The following is a 15,079-nucleotide window of genomic DNA, read 5'->3' on the forward strand; positions in this document are numbered from 1 at the left end:
GTTCTTACTGTTCAAGATTCTGGAAAAAATTTCAAGGAGCAAAAAATTATAAATTGCTGGCAGGTAATTACCATACTCCAGATCTTTAAATCTTTAAACGAAGCGGTTTCAGGGTTCAGAAAAATTTTTCTCTTTTCTGGGCCGCCGCAACAGAGAGACTGATAATGGAAAAATCCGATGTCACAGATTCTCAGGACAGAGAGCCTGAGTACTACTTTCAGAGTTCTTCTCAGGATTCTATATACTCTGTGGATGAACTTGCTACCAAATCTGCGGAAGGTGATGTTTCTGCAGGAAAGTCTGAACTTTCTAATTCTTCAGCCTCCGAGCCGGAGAATGCCGAGGCGGAGGTACTTGAATCTGCGGCTGAGGCAGGAACTGTGGTCGAGGGAAAGCTGGACCTGAGCTCCGGCTTTGTTGCAGAACCTTTGGCCGGTTCAACTCCCGTTTCAAAGTTTCAGTCCACTCCGGGGGTTCAGGTTGTTGAGACCCGGGAGGCTGAGCGTCAGCCTTCGAAAATAGTGATCATAGGTACCGCTCATGTTTCGGAGAAGAGCGTGGAAGAGGTCAGGACAACAATCAGGAAGTTAAAGCCTGATATTGTGGCTGTTGAACTCTGCCGGGGGCGCTATGATTCCCTGAAGGGTAATGTCCAGGAGACGCAGCTCCCTATTAAAGATATCCTGGGTGGAGGAAAGGTCTACTTTTACCTGATCCACTGGCTGCTTGCCTATGTCCAGAAGAAGATCGGGGAAGATATGGGTGTCAAACCAGGTTCCGAGATGCTTATGGCAATTGAGGAGGCTGAGGCTGCAGGAGCTAGGGTAGCCCTTATCGACCGGGACATCCAGATTACGCTCCAGCGTTTCTGGGGTAGGATGAAGTTCCTTGAAAAAATCAGAATGCTTGGTTCTCTTGTCGGAGGGTTGATCGGAATCGGGAAAGGAGCTGATATCGATATTGACAGCATCACGGAACAGGATGTGGTCACGGCCCTTGTTAGTGAACTCAGGGACTTTGCCCCGACTGCGGCCGAAGTCCTGATAGATGAGCGGGATGCTTACCTTGCAGGTAGCATTCTCAGGACAGCAGCAGGAGGGAATAAAACTATTGTTGTGGTTATAGGGGCAGGGCACAAGCCCGGGGTTCTCAAATACCTCCAGGAACCGAAGAGCATTCCTCCCCTGCGCAATCTCATGGAAATCCCTAAAAAGCGCTTCAGTGCAGGCAAAGCAATTGGTTTCGGGATTGTCGCCCTGGCCATAGCGGTGTTTTTGCTCCTGTTCCTCTCGGGCACACCTCTGGAACTCCTGCTAATAGCGTTTGGCTGGTGGTTCCTTATCAACGGAACCCTGAGTGCGGCCGGGACTCTGCTCGCGGGCGGTCACCCCTATTCCATTGTCACGGCTTTCCTGGTGGCCTGGCTGACTTCCCTGAACCCCATGATGGCCGCAGGCTGGTTTGCCGGTCTCGTCGAAGCAAAACAGCGTAACCCGACCACCGAGGACATAAAGGCTCTTGCAGGGATCGATACCTTCGGGGAAATGTTCAAAAACAGGTTTATGCGAGTCCTTCTGGTAGCCAGTTTTGCAAACGTAGGCAGTGTGATAGGGACCTTCCTGGGTGCCTATGTCATGGTACAGGTAACCGGCATCGACCCGCGGGAAGTTATCCTTTCAGGTTTCAGTGCCCTCGGGCTCTGATTCTCTTTTTTTAGCTTCGGGTTCTGATTCTCTTTTTTCATTCCTACTTTTCTTTTTCCTTGAAACAAGATTCATTCGGACTCACAAACGGAGTCACAGACTTCTGTTTTTACTTTTTCCCTCCTGAAGAAATTCCTAGTCGTGCACACGACCCATCTCCAGTGCAGGATTAGATGGATGGCTATGGCAACTGTCATCAGTATCGCTGATTTGTTGTGAATCCAGGTCCATGTAGCCTTTGTGAGCCCCATGTAGACGACATACATCCCACGGGGGATTCCCGAAGGTATGAAAAAGTACATGAAAAAGCCAGTGAAGGCTACGATTAGAAACAGAGCTGTCAGGCAAAAGTCCACTATGTAATTGAGTTTGGTTCTGTTCAGTTTTTTCACTCCCGTCTATTTTTTGATTTTTTCAGTTTTACACTCCAATTCATTGATTTACTGGTGTTAAAAATCATACTTCTTGAATTCCTCATGGCAAGTATGTCTTAAGGGTTCTGTCCTGAAACGCAATATGCACTTATCTGCATATTCTAAAAGTAATAATAACCTGAAAAATAAAAAGAGTATGGGATAGAGAAATTGAAACAAGTAAATGAGTAAAAAAAGAAGTAAAAACAGAAATGAGTTGTGTAAAAGGGGATAAGAAATGGGGAATAGGGAAAAAGAAAAGTGTAAGAAATAATGTGAAAAATGTAAGGTTGAAAACGAAAAGTATAAGAAATGATGTGAAAAATGTAAGATGGAAAACGAAAAGTATAAAAAAGTATATTATTGGTGTAGTAGGGAAAAAGAAAAGGGTATTAGGGGAAATAAAAAGTTATGCTATAAAAAGAAAACAATGGGTGATAAAAGGCAGAGTGAATAAGGAGTAGTGGAGCAAGAAAAAACACATTTCAGAAAAGTGGAACAAGAAAAAACACATTTCAGAAAAGAAATAATACTAAAAAATACATAAAAAGGAAGAAAAAAGCAGCAGGGCTCAGAAGAGCTCGTGCAGCTTGAACTGGTACTTACCGAGTTTTCCACCGTAGTTTCCTGCTGTGATCTTCTTTATGCCAGGGACGGTAACTGCGGCTTCAATTCCGATTTTCATTGCCTTCTTGATGCTTTCCTCGTCAAGCCCGTTGATGACGATTTCGTATACGGAGTTGACGTCGGCAGGAATTTCGGTGCCTTCTACCGTGTTCTTGATGGAGGGGCAGAACTTCTCGTTAGCGGTGGCTTTCATGAACTTGTAGTTGTTTGCTCCGGACTTGGACCCGCTGGCCACGATGCCTCCAGGGAAGGGGGTGATGCTACCTTCAAGTTCGCCAATTGCGTCCACTGCAGCTTCGGCTGCGGTGAGAGCGCTCATCTGGGAGTCTCCGAAGATGAAGAAGTTTCCGCCGGCAATCCCGCTGATGCCTCCGATGTTTTCCTCGGCCAGGAAGTCCCCTTCCATGATAGGGATCTTGAAGACTTTCTTGCCTGCGATTTCGGTTTCAGATTCTGTCCCGTCTGCGAAGAACTTAAGTTTGAATCCTATGTTGAACTGTTTCTCAGCGTCAGGGAGCCCGTTGAAGACTGCGGTGGTTGGCGCGGTCAGCACGCACTGTCCGATCCTTTCGAGGAGCTGCTCGTCGAGTGCCTTGTATCCGAAGGTGCAGATCTGGACGTAGACTCCGGGCCTGCCGTCGGGGGTCTCGCTCGGGCTTGCAAACCTTTCGATCCCGGCTTCTGCAGGGCACATGATAACTGAGGTCCCAAAGCCGGTAGCTTCAGTGGCTGCCACCTGAGCCCAGCGCTTTGTTGCACCGGTTATGAGGACTCTTGCAATCTTGATCGGAAACGCTTCTGCATATGTATCTTCGATTTCTACGCCATTGAGTTCTATAAAAATCCCTCGCTTTTTTGGTCGATTTATGTTATTTTGCTGTTTTCGTTTTACCGTTATTCGATTGTTATCGCTGTATTGGGATGTTCTTTACTGTACATATCTTACTGTACATATAATATCGCATGTACCAATATAGCAAGGCGGATTCTGTTCAATAATGTCCGGCGCTGTTATCTGTTTGCATCTGTTAGCAACGGTCTGAAACTGTCTGACGTTGCTCCTGCCAGTCTGCCGGCATCCTGAACACAGCCACATGGAAGTATACCTGCGACATGGAAGTATACGTGCGATTTTCTGCAGTTCATCTGCGAGTTTTCTGCAATTTCCTCCCATCATTTGCAGTTTCAATCGCAACTATCACCCGTTTACGCAGTACATGCTAAACTTTGTAATACTATTCGTATTATTAATGTCAATTATAATATTTATATTGGATATATAATTTTTCAGAGAAATGGAAATGGACCTTTTTTCAAAGAAGTTTTGAATGACCTTGAAGATATTCTTGTAGTTCAATTCAAAGGAATTGGTGTAATGAAGTAGTGTAAAGAAGTAGTGTAAAGAAGTAGTGTAATGAAGTAGTGTAATGAAGTGGTGTAATGAAGTGGTGTAATGAAGTGGTGTAATGAAGTGGTGTAATGAAGTGGTGTAATGAAGTAGTGTAAAGAAGTAGTGTAAAGAAGTAGTGTAAAGAAGTAGTGTAAAGAAGTAGTGTAAAGAAGTAGTGTAAAGAAGTAGTGTAAAGAAGTAGTGTAATGAAGTGGTGTAATGAAGTAGTGTAAAGAAGTGGTGTAATGAAGTAGTGTAAAGAAGTGGTGTAAAGAAGTGGTGTAATGAATTAGTGTAATGAATTAGTGTAATGAATTAGTGTAATGAATTAGTGTAATGAATTAGTGTAATGAATTAGTGTAATGAATTAGTGTAAAGAAGTGGTGCTTATATTCGATTGTACGTTCACTTCCTAAGTACAACCTTAAATCTCTTTGCAGCCATGGCGAGCGCTTTTTACAAAAAGAATTCCGGTTGAGGTGTCCAGTATTATTGTGCGTCCGTAATTTTTCCCGGTGTCATCTGCGATAATCGGAATACCGAACTCATCTAAGGTCATTTTAGCACATTTTACGTTTCTTTCTCCTATGTTCAAAAAAGTATTCGGAAACATGCTTGCTCCGCCGACGATTTTTGCTTCGAGTCTTTTTCTGGATGCTCCTGTTTTTATCGTTTCTTCTATCAGGTACTCTATTCCCGAGTCTGCATACTTTGCAGGGTTGCTCTCAAGGCTATTCCCCTTAGAGCTTGGAAGCATGACATGGACAAGACCTCCTACCTTCTCTTTCCGGTCATAGATCGTTATTCCTACACAGGAGCCAAGTCCTGAGGTTTTTAGTCTTACGGGGCTTCTAGCTACTGCAAAGTCCCCTATCCCCACGATGATCAAGCTGGAATCAGGCATATAGGGCATTTTTCAAAGGCCTCCTTTGTGCGGAATATGATTGATTTTTGCCTTCATCCGGAACCCATTAATGGCAGGCCTGTCGGGTGAAAATGTCTGAACTTGAGAGAGCATGGAAACACACTTCAAATTTTCATGGTCTATTTAGCATTTTATTGATCTTTTCTAAGAGGTAATCCAGGGAAACCGGATCAAATAGGGTAACAAAAATTCCTTCAATCTTATTTTCTTTTACCAAAAATTCGGAATCGAATATGAGTGCCAAATCCGCCTTATAACACATCTCGGTTAGCACGTAGTTGAGGATTGAGTCCAGCATGTCGTATGCATTGTAAGGTGTTGAAATGGAAACATCCATATGTAAAAAATCCGCAAGGGCAGTGATATAGGTCCCTGCAAGGATATGGCTCACCTCTTCAATCACGGACCTGTTCAGCCTGTCAGTAAGGCTTGCCTCTCCTTCTCCGGTTACGGCTTGGCAGAGATTTCTGGCGCTGTCTTCTGGGAAAAAGATCAGGATATAACCATTCAATTCTTTTTTGATATGCATGAAGGTTCCCATAACGAGGGAGTCTGAGGTGCCCGTGATTTTCGGTATATTTTCAATTAATTCAAACCCTGCACCCAGAATATTGGCATGGACACCAGTATGTGTGAGCTTTGAAAGGGAAGTTGCAGAACTCCCCATCCCTATGTTTCCGATCTCTTTTAATGCTCCATACTCGAAGTTACTTAGCTTCCTGATCTCTTTTCCCATGGATATCTCCTCTTTTCCCATGGATATTTCCTTCATTTTCCTTTACGTAAAGGCGTTCTCTTGTATTGTAAGGATTGAAATAACCGGCTGCTGTTCCGAGCAGAGTTTCCGCTTTTCCTATTATGAAAAAGCCCCCCTGGCTCAGGGCTTTATAAAATTCAAGATGCAGTTGTTCCTGGATTTCTTTATTAAAGTATATCATGACGTTCCGGCAGATAATCATATCAAAATGACTCAACTTCGGTCCGGATATCAGGTCATGCTGCTTGAAATGCGTGATGTTCTTCAACTGGTCGGTGACCTGGTACATCCCGCCTTTCTTTATGAAATAGCGTTCCCTTGTTTTTTCATCTACGTTTTTAAGTGCACTTTCACTGTAGACACCTTTCCTCGCCTTTTCAAGGCTTGAGGAGTCAATGTCCGTGCCCATGATGCTTATCCTGTATTTCCCAAAGTCCTTGCCCAGGAGCCTGTGCAGCATTATGGCAAGGGAATAAGCTTCTTCCCCTGCTGCACAGCCTGCGCTCCAGATGCGAATTGCTTTCACCAGTGACCTGGATTTGGATTTTATCAGGGTTGGCAAGACTTCTTTTTCAATCACCGTGTAAGTTTCCGGATTCCGGAAAAATTCACTGACATTTACGGTAAGGGCTTCAATCAGATTCCTGTATTCATCCTGATCTTTTTTAAGGATTTTAAGGTACTCTGCATAGCTACTTGAATTGGTGGCTCTGACACGTACGTTAATTCTACGCCTGAAATGAGACTCCTTATACTGCTCGCAGTTAAAGCCTAGATTTTTTTTGATGGCTTTCTTCAGCAGCTCCAAATCCGGGTCTTCCTCCTGGATTTCATCGGTTCTTAATTTCTCATTTTCCATTTTGTCCACATTTTCCAGTATCTAAGAACATTGTTTTCCAGAGAGTTTTCCGGATTTTTCCAGTGCGTTTTCCAGAGAGTTTTTCAGAGATTTTTTTCGAGGGCTTTTCGGAGATTTTTCAGTGAGTAGTTTTTCAGACAAGAGTATTGATATCAAGGATCAAGACCACATTCCCATCGCCCATAATTGTCGCACCTGCAAACCCCTTTGTCTCCTCCAGTAGTTTGCTTTTGAAAGTTTTTATTATAACTTCCTGTTTTCCCAGCAGTCTGTCAACTACAATTCCTATGACCTGTCCAGCTTTTTCCGCTACTACGACAACGAGTTTTTCTCTCTCTTCGACGGGTAACCCAAAAAGACTGTGCAACCTTAGTAAGGGGAGCACTTTTCCGCTTTCCATAGTAACTTCTTCGCCGTTGATATGCCGAACGGCTTCCTTCCGGATTTCTATATTTTTTATTATGTTGGTGAAGGGGATTGCATACCTTTCATCCCCGACTTCTACCAGCATTGCCTGATAAAGGGCGATTGTCAGGGGCAGTTTTAATTCGAACTTGGTCCCTTTCCCGGGTTTCGATTCGATTTTTATGGATCCTCCGAGATTTTCAATCCGATTCTTTACAACATCCATCCCCACACCCCTGCCGGAGACATCAGTTACCCTGCTGGCAGTACTGAAACCATGGGTAAAGATCAGCTGCATTGCTTCCCGGTCAGGAAGCTGTTCCGCTTCTTCCCGGGAGATAATTCCCTGTTCTTCCGCAGCCTTCCGGAGTTCCTCCGCGTCTATTCCCTGCCCGTTGTCTTCGATTTTTATGATGACATAATTTTCCTGCCTCGAAGCCGTGAGCATTACCGTCCCCGTCTCTTTTTTTCCGAGTTCAAGGCGTTTACCCGGGCTCTCAATCCCGTGATCTACTGCATTTCTCAGGAGATGGACCAGGGGGTCCCCGATTTCGTCCAAAACGGTCCTGTCGAGCTTGATTTCCTTTCCCCTTATAATGAAATCGAGTTTCTTGTTTTCTGACTTTGCAAGGTCTCTTACCATTCTGGGGAAGATATTGAGAATATTGTCAAGAGGCACCATCCTTGCTTCTAGCACTTCTTCTTGCATTTCCCCGGTAAGTTTTCGGAGTTCCGAAAGTGTCTCCTCCAGTTCCTTGGATTTAAAGTCCAGAGTCAGCTGGTTGATCCTGCTTCTCGTGATCACGAGTTCTCCTGCAAGGTTCATCAACTTGTCAAGCTGTTCAGTGCTAACTCTCACGCTCTGGATGTTCTTTATTTTCGGGTTGGATTTGGAAAAGAAAGGCATTTTTCCACCTGTTACTGCCTCACCTTCCATTTTCTCCGGCTCAAACCTGGTTTTTTCATGTACAGAGCCCGGCGTTCTGTAAGCCTCTCCGTAGCCCTGTTCGGAGATCAAACTACTTAGTGACACGTCTTCTATTTCAGAAACGTTGCTAATTTCGGTTTTGATGGTGTATCTATCTTTTTTTGTCGAAAAAACCACTTCAAAATCAAGCCCGAAATTTTCTTTTTCAAGTTCATTAATACTCGGAAAGGTCCTGATAATCTTCCCATTTTCCGAAATCTTACGGATTACCAGGGCTGAACGGGCGGATTTCAGGAGACAGGTATCCTTCAGGGCAATGTGGGCGAGTATCACCTTTGCCCCATCCATTTCCGCTTCTTCAATTGATGCCCTTTCTTTTTCTGAAAATTCGATTTCTGGAGTGGAGATGCCTTCTTCTGGTATTGAAAAGGTTGTTGAGGAGCTTTCTGTTATTGAGGGGTTTTCTCCTGTCTCCAGAACTTCTTTTCTTGCCTCTGGATATGGGGAATCTTTTCTTGCCGGATATTGAGAAGTTTCTTCATCTGGATATAGGGGCACTTCTTCACTATTTCTCTCTTCTTTAGTCTCTCTCTCTTTTTCAGCCTCTTCCTCTTTGGAAAAAACCTTCTCCCCTATTGTTTTTTCTTTTGTGTTTGCAGTTATGGGTGTGTTTATGGCTCTGAGTGCTTTCAAAACTTCTCTGGGATCAGGATAGGTTTTGCTCTTCTTTTCCTCCCTGATTTTACCTCTGCTTGGTTTGATGCCTGCGTTTTTACAGGCGTTTTCCACAAGCCCTTCCAGGGCATCAAGGCATTCGAACAGAAGGTCAATTAAAGAGGCATCTAGCTTGAGCTGCTGGGTACGGATTCTTTCTATCAGATTTTCCATTTCATGGGTAAGCTCGACGATTTGCTTAAATCCCATCGTCGCTGCCATACCTTTGAAAGTATGGGCCAGACGAAACACTATATTCACATGTTCCGTATTTTCAGGGTCCTGCTCGAGTGCTAGCAGTGAATCGTTCAATTGTTTGAGGTTTCTTTCGGACTCTTCCCTGAAAATGCCCATATACTTTGACAGGTCCATGATCTTTTCCCATTCTCTCCTGAATTGCAGGAAGTCCTTTATTTTGCTCTACTTAGCCCTTTTTTGTGATAAATTACGACGTTAAGAAGCATCTTTAGTTAGAAGCATCTTTAGTTAGAAGCATCTTTAGTTAGAAGCATCTTTAGTTAGAAGCATCTTTTATCATGTTCAAGAGCTCCTTCGCAATCCTGTCCAGCGGGAGCACGAAGTCGGCAAGCTTTCTTTTTACTATTTCTCCCGGCATTCCATATACAACGCATGAACTTCGAGCTTCAGCGATAACCTTGCCACCCTTTTTTTTGATTTCTTCTGCCCCTTCCGCTCCGTCACAGTGCATTCCCGTCAGGATAAGGGAGATTATTCTCGGACCGTAAATAGGGGCAATGGACCTGAAAAGGACATTAACTGAAGGCCTTGAACCCAGCTCCTTGGGTGCCCGGCTCAGGCTGACAACATCTTTTTCCCTGCCTTTTACCTTATTTCGGACAATTTCCATATGATGGTCACCGGGCGCAATAAGCACGACTCCGTTTTCCACCACATCTCCTTCCTTTGCCTCCCTGACTTCGAGGGCTGACTTCGAATTAAGTCTTCTTGAAAGGGATGCCGTAAAGCCCGGAGGCATGTGCTGTACAACGAGGACTGCCGCAGGAAGGTCAGCCGGAAATGCGGTTATGAGCTTTTCCAGGGCTCTGGGACCCCCTGTAGACGTGCCGATCGCAATAACATTTTTTGCAGTGCCTGCAAAGGACTCATCCCCAGCCTTTCTCTCTGCCTTTTTACCCTTGTCCGGCTTTTCTTTTTCCGGATACCGCATGCATTCCAGGTTGTCAAGATTGGCTTTTGCTGCAATCTTCACTTTTTTGCGGATTTCCTCTGCCATTTCCGGAATGCTCTGGCTGAGGATCCCTTCAGGCTTCGGAATTACGTCCACGGCTCCGTATTCAAATGCCGTGAGGGTGATTTCTTCAGCCTTTTCCCCGAGTGCGGAAACCATGATCACAGGGGTCGGGTACTCCTTCATTATCCTGACAAGGGCTCTAAGACCGTCAAGTACGGGCATCACATTATCTAGAAGTATGACATCGGGCCTGAATTTCTTGATCTTTCCAAGTGCGTCCTTTCCATTGAATGCAGTCCCTATTACCTCGATTTCAGGGTCGTTGTTCAATATATCCGAAAGGACTTTTCGGATCAGGGCTGAGTCGTCTACAACAAGTGCAGTAATGGTCATTTCAGCACTTCATCTTAAAGAAGGTCTTTGTCTTGAAGCAAGTCCTTAAGGTACTTTTTCGAAAAGTGTTTTTTCAATTATCCGGTTCAATGACCTTTTTGATTACTTCCAGTACTTTATCGGGTTCAAAGGGTTTAACTATGAAGTCTTTTGCGCCTATTTTTATGGACTCCATCACCACAGCCTTCTGTCCCAGGGAAGAGCACATCACTACTTTCGCCTCGGGATCCAGGTCAAGAAGCTTTTGCAGGGTTTTAGTACCCTCCATATCCGGCAGAATAATATCCATCAGCACGAGGTCCGGTTTCACTTCCTGATATTTCTGAATTGCACATTCTCCATCAGCTACTTCAGCTGCCACTTCGTGTCCCTGCTTTACGAGAATGTCCCTGATCACCATCCTCATAAATTCGGCATCGTCCACGATCATAATCCTTGCCATTTCTTTCCCCTTTTTTAGTTTTTATGAAGCGAGCGACAATAAATTATCTTCTTTACATTTTTACTATTGCTACTTCCAGCATTAGCTGTTTTTACTAGTGTTTTTACTAGTGTTTTTACTAGTGTTTTTACTAGTGTTTTTACTAGTGTTTTTTACTAGTGTTTTTTACTATAGTCTCTTTTATAATTATTGTTTTTACGAACAAGTGTTTATATTAATTGCCACACTTTGCTAAATTTATTACAAATCTCCGTTCTTAATTTAGATATTCACTTATATTCTCACAGATCATTCTTTACAGACTGCTAGTGGCATTCGCCAACCTCTGATTGAACGTATGAAGGTTCTTATTTATGAAAATAAACAACTTACAGTCAAACTACTTACAATCGAGCGATTTACAACTTGTCCCAGGTTTTGGAAGTGAGACTATAAGATATATTGCTGGAATGATTATCTCGAGGGAAAAATAATGAATTTTTTCCGATTCGAGACCGAAAGTGTAAGATATCAGAAGTCTTCGGTGATATCAATCAAAATTTTGTCTAATCACGTAAATAATATGCTGGCCGTACTATATTAAACTTTTTTGATGACTTGTAAACAAGCTACCAACTAATCTTAGAGTCTCTCGTATTTAAGAAAACGAATTTTTAAATTCTGTTTTAATATTAAAATCATGAAATATGTCATGATAAATAACTTTATATTCTTCTACAGTTTATATAGTACTTTGCAAGTTGGGGTAATTTATCTGTGGCGTCTTAATCCCTTTGTTTTATCCCTTTACCTATTATATCCTAAATTCCAATTAACAACACTTCCGGAAACTGTGTAAGAAAATATTCGTACAAAATGAAAATATTTACATACAATGAAAATATTCACGTAATTCAGAACAATGGTGTACGATAGCAGTAAAATCATAGTAAACAAGTGTTTGAAAAAGCTGGTTGGTCTGTAATATAACCAACCTGTACAATCATTTACTCTGGTACAATTCTTTAATCTTTAGAGTTCTTATCTTGAGAGCTTGTTAATCTTGAGAGTTGAGTCATATGTCCGAAATCCTTGTTGTTGAGGATAATTTACTTAACCTTATGATTGAGGCAGATCTGCTGAAGTCTTTTGGATATGAGCCGAAGAAGGCAAAAAACGGGGTGGAAGCACTGGAAGTGCTTAATGAGGGTAGAGTTGATTTGATACTGCTGGATATGGAACTCCCGAAGATGAACGGTCTTGAATTTCTTAAAATAATAAAGTGTGATTCTGAGACCAGGGACATCAGGGTGGTTGCCGTAACAGGATACAGTGATTCTGAAAGTGAACAGCAGTTCCTTGAAGCCGGATGCTATGCTGTCCTGCCCAAGCCTATAAATTTCGGCATTTTCAGGTCCCAGATCGAAGAGTTTCTGATAGGTTAAGTCCGATCCCCAAGTCCTGTACCTAAGTTCGGTTCCTGAGAGTACCGGAAGAGTTCACGATTTTAATCGCCTATTTACCAAGGGTATCAAAAAATTTATGAATTCTTAAAAATAATACTTATCGAGATATTCGGACTAAACAATCTTTAACAGGATGAGCTTGAATATTTATTTTATTCAGTTTACTTTTCCGGCAAACGCCGCTGGTGGGCTGGAAATTTGATTACGCAGGGTGGAAAAGGCTTTAATACGGACAGGTTGGAGGCTAAGGTGAAAAAAGATGCTTAAAAACACAAAAATAGGGCACGTGGTAATAGGATTTGCCCTTCTTCTGGTTTTGATCTTTTTTGTTGGGTACACGGGTTACAGCGGTATGGATGAGGTTGAGAAAAAGACCCGAGCCATTGAAAATATGACCTTTATTATTGATAGTATGGAATATGCTGTAATTTCTGAGCAAAACTATATTATTAATGGAGATCCGGCAGCAAAAGATGATGTATATAAGTATCTGGATCTTGTACCCGAACAGGCAGAAATATCGAAGAACATATATGCAGACTATCTCGACGATGTAAATCAAGGCAGAATGGAGTTTGCCCTAGAGGCTTCCAGTGATTTCAGGGCAGAGTTTGATGATTATGTTGAGGCGGAAGAGGAACAGGCTGCCATAGAAAGCGGGTTTGTTGTAAGAAGGGGAGAAATATTGCAGCTGGTCGAGGAGATTTATCTGGACCAGATGGGGCAGTATAAGCAATATGCTGAGGAAGGGGCTTCAAACGAGGTTCTTATTGAAAAATTGTCCAATGCTGGGGATACACAGGAAATTATGATACTGATGCTTCAGGGCAAAAATGAATATCAAAGTTATGTTATAACCGGGGACCCGCAGCACGCTGAGAATTATTATCAGATTGTAGAGACTGTCATTAACCAACTTACTGATTTAAGTTTACGCCTGGAAAAGCAGGAAAATATTGATCGTGTAGAGATGGTAATTTCTGAGACCGAGAAAATCCGTGCAGATTTCGAGCGGCTGGTAGCTCTGGAAAATAGGAAAGATGAGGCGGAGGAAAATATGCTGGTAATAGCCAAGCAGGTAGAAACCGTCACTAAGGCTGCCAGTGCTGATCAGAGGGAACAATTGAACACCCTGATCCGCGGGTCTATCAATGAAATCCTCCTGGTAACTCTCTTTTCGGTATTTCTCGGTGGTTTTCTCGTTTTCGTGATTTTGAACCTTTACAGAAAGCCGATTTACGAACTGCTAGATGCTTCCGAAAAAATATCTGAAGGAGATCTAACTGTTGAAATCAAGGGCAGTTCCCGCAGTGAAATATCCCTTCTCTCCAAAGCCTTCGGCAACATGGTTGCAAACCTGCGCCAGCTTATCAGGGAAGTCCAGAAAGGTTCACTCCATCTTGCCACGCTTTCGGAAGAAATGTCTGCCTCTTCCGAGGAAGTAGCCTCGGCGTCAAGAAAAATTTCAGATACGGCAACGGAAATCTCACACGGTGCAGAAGTGCAGACTTCAAAAATAGTGGATATAACCCATGCAATGCAGGACATGACCCACAACATCCAGGAAGTTGCCGATAATACCCAGAAAGTTTCCAAAAACACAAACTTTGTAAATGACACGGTTAACAACATCGGGAACGTTTCCAAAGAAGTCCTGGTAAAAATGGGCCGTATCCAGTCCTCCGTAGATGAAACCGAAAGCGTGATCAAAGGTCTTGACTCCAAATCACGGGAGATCAATGAGATTGTGGCGCTCATTACCGGGATTGCAGACCAGACCAATATGCTTGCACTCAATGCGGCAATTGAGGCTGCAAGGGCAGGTGAACACGGGAAAGGTTTCTCCGTTGTAGCCGATGAAGTCCGCAAACTTGCCGAGGAATCCGGGGGCGCTGCCAAGAATATTTCAGGGCTGATCGATGAAATCAGAACCGTTATAGGCGATACGGTAGAGTCGATAGAGGCCAGCAAGGGTGATGTGAATGTCGGTTCCAGTTCCGTGAAGGAGGCCCTCGAGATGGTCAACGGGATTGTTTCCACGGTCAATGAGATCACAAACATGATCGAGGACGTTGCAGCAGCTACTGAGGAACAGTCTGCGTCCATCGAAGAGATCACCTCTACCCTGGAGGACATATCTTCAATATCGGAGCAGTCCGCTGCCGGAACCCAGGAAGCTGCGGCAGCTCTTGAGGAACAGAGCGCTTCCATGTCAGAACTTGCCAGTATGGCCAATGAACTCTCTTTGCTCGGGGAAAGAATGAGGAGAGCCACGGAAAAGTTCAAGCTTGGGGATTTTGAAGAAAGGCCGGAAAACACGGAAGATTAAGCCCCTTATTGAGGAATTGCCATGTTTGAAGAAACAGCAGAACAGGATCCCGAAGTTTCTGATGAGGGACTTCAGCTTGTGGTCTTTGAGCTTTCGGGAGAAGAATTCGGGGTGGATATCATGCAAGTCTCCGAAATTATCCCGGCTCCCAGGACCACCCGGGTCCCCCAGGCTCCGGAATGTGTAAAAGGGTTGATCAACCTGCGGGGAAAAATCATTGTCTTGATCGACCTGAATATCCGCCTCGGTTTCAGCCCTAAGGAGCGCGATGAGCTGTCCAGAATCATTATCGTGGAAGTCGGGGATACTGTCATCGGCATGCTCGTAAATTCCGTGAAAGAGGTCATGAGGCTTCCTCTCTCTTACATTGAACCTACACCTGAAATGATAAAGTCAAAAATAAATGCCGAATACCTGAAAGGAGTCGGAAAGCTGGATGGCCGGCTTCTCATTCTCCTGAACCTGGCAAAGGTGCTTGGAGAAGAAGAAGTGGACGAACTCAATCAGCTCTCCCTGCCTGAAGAAACTAGCTGATA

General features: G+C 43.7%; 13 protein-coding genes. 5 read left to right on the top strand and 8 right to left on the bottom strand.

The annotated features are described in order from the left end of the window. The first annotated feature begins 164 nt into the window (after positions 1–164). Positions 165–1,703 carry a TraB/GumN family protein gene (locus tag ACSAZK_RS10040; RefSeq protein ID WP_440954019.1) on the top strand — a complete coding sequence of 513 codons (1,539 nt, stop codon included), beginning with the start codon at positions 165–167 and terminating at the stop codon, positions 1,701–1,703. A gap of 71 nt (positions 1,704–1,774) precedes the next feature. Here the strand turns inward: ACSAZK_RS10040 and ACSAZK_RS10045 are convergent, their stop codons facing one another. After that, positions 1,775–2,095, bottom strand: a complete 321-nt coding sequence (locus tag ACSAZK_RS10045) for a DUF4405 domain-containing protein (protein WP_440954020.1) — start codon at positions 2,093–2,095, stop codon at positions 1,775–1,777. A 352-nt stretch (positions 2,096–2,447) separates the two neighbouring features. Here ACSAZK_RS10045 and ACSAZK_RS10050 point away from each other — a divergent pair, with 352 nt between their 5' ends. Further along, positions 2,448–2,573: a hypothetical protein gene (locus ACSAZK_RS10050; protein ID WP_440954021.1), complete on the top strand. Its 126-nt coding sequence runs from the start codon at positions 2,448–2,450 to the stop codon at positions 2,571–2,573. Between the two features lie 114 nt (positions 2,574–2,687). On the opposite strand, the gene fhcD is transcribed toward ACSAZK_RS10050, so the two are convergent. The 7 genes from fhcD to ACSAZK_RS10085 all read right to left on the bottom strand — a co-directional run bounded on the left by fhcD (position 2,688) and on the right by ACSAZK_RS10085 (position 10,769). Beyond that, positions 2,688–3,581 carry a formylmethanofuran--tetrahydromethanopterin N-formyltransferase gene (fhcD, locus tag ACSAZK_RS10055; protein WP_440956994.1) on the bottom strand — a complete coding sequence of 298 codons (894 nt, stop codon included), beginning with the start codon at positions 3,579–3,581 and terminating at the stop codon, positions 2,688–2,690. A gap of 976 nt (positions 3,582–4,557) precedes the next feature. Beyond that, a complete protein-coding gene (locus tag ACSAZK_RS10060; protein WP_440956995.1) occupies positions 4,558–5,037 on the bottom strand; it encodes a chemotaxis protein CheD in 480 nt (159 codons plus the stop codon). Between the two features lie 133 nt (positions 5,038–5,170). Further along, positions 5,171–5,815 (bottom strand): chemotaxis protein CheC, encoded by a 645-nt coding sequence (locus ACSAZK_RS10065; RefSeq protein ID WP_440954022.1) that lies wholly within the window; start codon positions 5,813–5,815, stop codon positions 5,171–5,173. Continuing rightward, positions 5,766–6,674 (bottom strand): CheR family methyltransferase, encoded by a 909-nt coding sequence (locus ACSAZK_RS10070; RefSeq protein WP_440954023.1) that lies wholly within the window; start codon positions 6,672–6,674, stop codon positions 5,766–5,768. Before ACSAZK_RS10070 ends, ACSAZK_RS10065 begins: the two co-directional genes overlap by 50 nt. A 133-nt stretch (positions 6,675–6,807) precedes the next feature. Then, positions 6,808–9,093 carry a chemotaxis protein CheW gene (locus ACSAZK_RS10075; protein WP_440954024.1) on the bottom strand — a complete coding sequence of 762 codons (2,286 nt, stop codon included), beginning with the start codon at positions 9,091–9,093 and terminating at the stop codon, positions 6,808–6,810. Between the two features lie 142 nt (positions 9,094–9,235). Then, positions 9,236–10,327, bottom strand: a complete 1,092-nt coding sequence (locus ACSAZK_RS10080) for a protein-glutamate methylesterase/protein-glutamine glutaminase (protein WP_440954025.1) — start codon at positions 10,325–10,327, stop codon at positions 9,236–9,238. 73 nt (positions 10,328–10,400) lie between these two features. Further along, entirely contained in the window at positions 10,401–10,769 is a 369-nt protein-coding gene (locus ACSAZK_RS10085; protein ID WP_048182265.1) for a response regulator, read from the bottom strand. 1,058 nt (positions 10,770–11,827) lie between these two features. Here ACSAZK_RS10085 and ACSAZK_RS10090 point away from each other — a divergent pair. From ACSAZK_RS10090 to ACSAZK_RS10100, 3 genes are all read left to right on the top strand, one after another. Continuing rightward, positions 11,828–12,193: a response regulator gene (locus tag ACSAZK_RS10090; RefSeq protein ID WP_440954026.1), complete on the top strand. Its 366-nt coding sequence runs from the start codon at positions 11,828–11,830 to the stop codon at positions 12,191–12,193. Positions 12,194–12,473: 280 nt separating this feature from the next. Then, complete coding sequence (locus ACSAZK_RS10095) at positions 12,474–14,543, top strand: methyl-accepting chemotaxis protein (protein ID WP_440954027.1); 2,070 nt, start codon at positions 12,474–12,476, stop codon at positions 14,541–14,543. 21 nt (positions 14,544–14,564) lie between these two features. Then, positions 14,565–15,077 (top strand): chemotaxis protein CheW, encoded by a 513-nt coding sequence (locus ACSAZK_RS10100; protein ID WP_440954028.1) that lies wholly within the window; start codon positions 14,565–14,567, stop codon positions 15,075–15,077. The last annotated feature ends 2 nt before the right edge of the window (positions 15,078–15,079 follow it).

The sequence above is a fragment of the Methanosarcina sediminis genome (assembly GCF_052056915.1).
Classification (GTDB): domain Archaea; phylum Halobacteriota; class Methanosarcinia; order Methanosarcinales; family Methanosarcinaceae; genus MTP4.

Bases quoted from the DNA above. Each gene is read 5' to 3' on its own strand.
- ACSAZK_RS10080 (WP_440954025.1), bottom strand. From the start codon at position 10,327: ATGACCATTACTGCACTTGTTGTAGACGACTCAGCCCTGATCCGAAAA.
- ACSAZK_RS10070 (WP_440954023.1), bottom strand. From the start codon at position 6,674: ATGGAAAATGAGAAATTAAGAACCGATGAAATCCAGGAGGAAGACCCG.
- ACSAZK_RS10040 (WP_440954019.1), top strand. From the start codon at position 165: ATGGAAAAATCCGATGTCACAGATTCTCAGGACAGAGAGCCTGAGTAC.
- ACSAZK_RS10095 (WP_440954027.1), top strand. From the start codon at position 12,474: ATGCTTAAAAACACAAAAATAGGGCACGTGGTAATAGGATTTGCCCTT.
- ACSAZK_RS10065 (WP_440954022.1), bottom strand. From the start codon at position 5,815: ATGGGAAAAGAGGAGATATCCATGGGAAAAGAGATCAGGAAGCTAAGT.
- ACSAZK_RS10090 (WP_440954026.1), top strand. From the start codon at position 11,828: ATGTCCGAAATCCTTGTTGTTGAGGATAATTTACTTAACCTTATGATT.
- ACSAZK_RS10060 (WP_440956995.1), bottom strand. From the start codon at position 5,037: ATGCCTGATTCCAGCTTGATCATCGTGGGGATAGGGGACTTTGCAGTA.
- ACSAZK_RS10085 (WP_048182265.1), bottom strand. From the start codon at position 10,769: ATGGCAAGGATTATGATCGTGGACGATGCCGAATTTATGAGGATGGTG.
- ACSAZK_RS10100 (WP_440954028.1), top strand. From the start codon at position 14,565: ATGTTTGAAGAAACAGCAGAACAGGATCCCGAAGTTTCTGATGAGGGA.
- ACSAZK_RS10075 (WP_440954024.1), bottom strand. From the start codon at position 9,093: ATGGACCTGTCAAAGTATATGGGCATTTTCAGGGAAGAGTCCGAAAGA.
- ACSAZK_RS10050 (WP_440954021.1), top strand. From the start codon at position 2,448: ATGGAAAACGAAAAGTATAAAAAAGTATATTATTGGTGTAGTAGGGAA.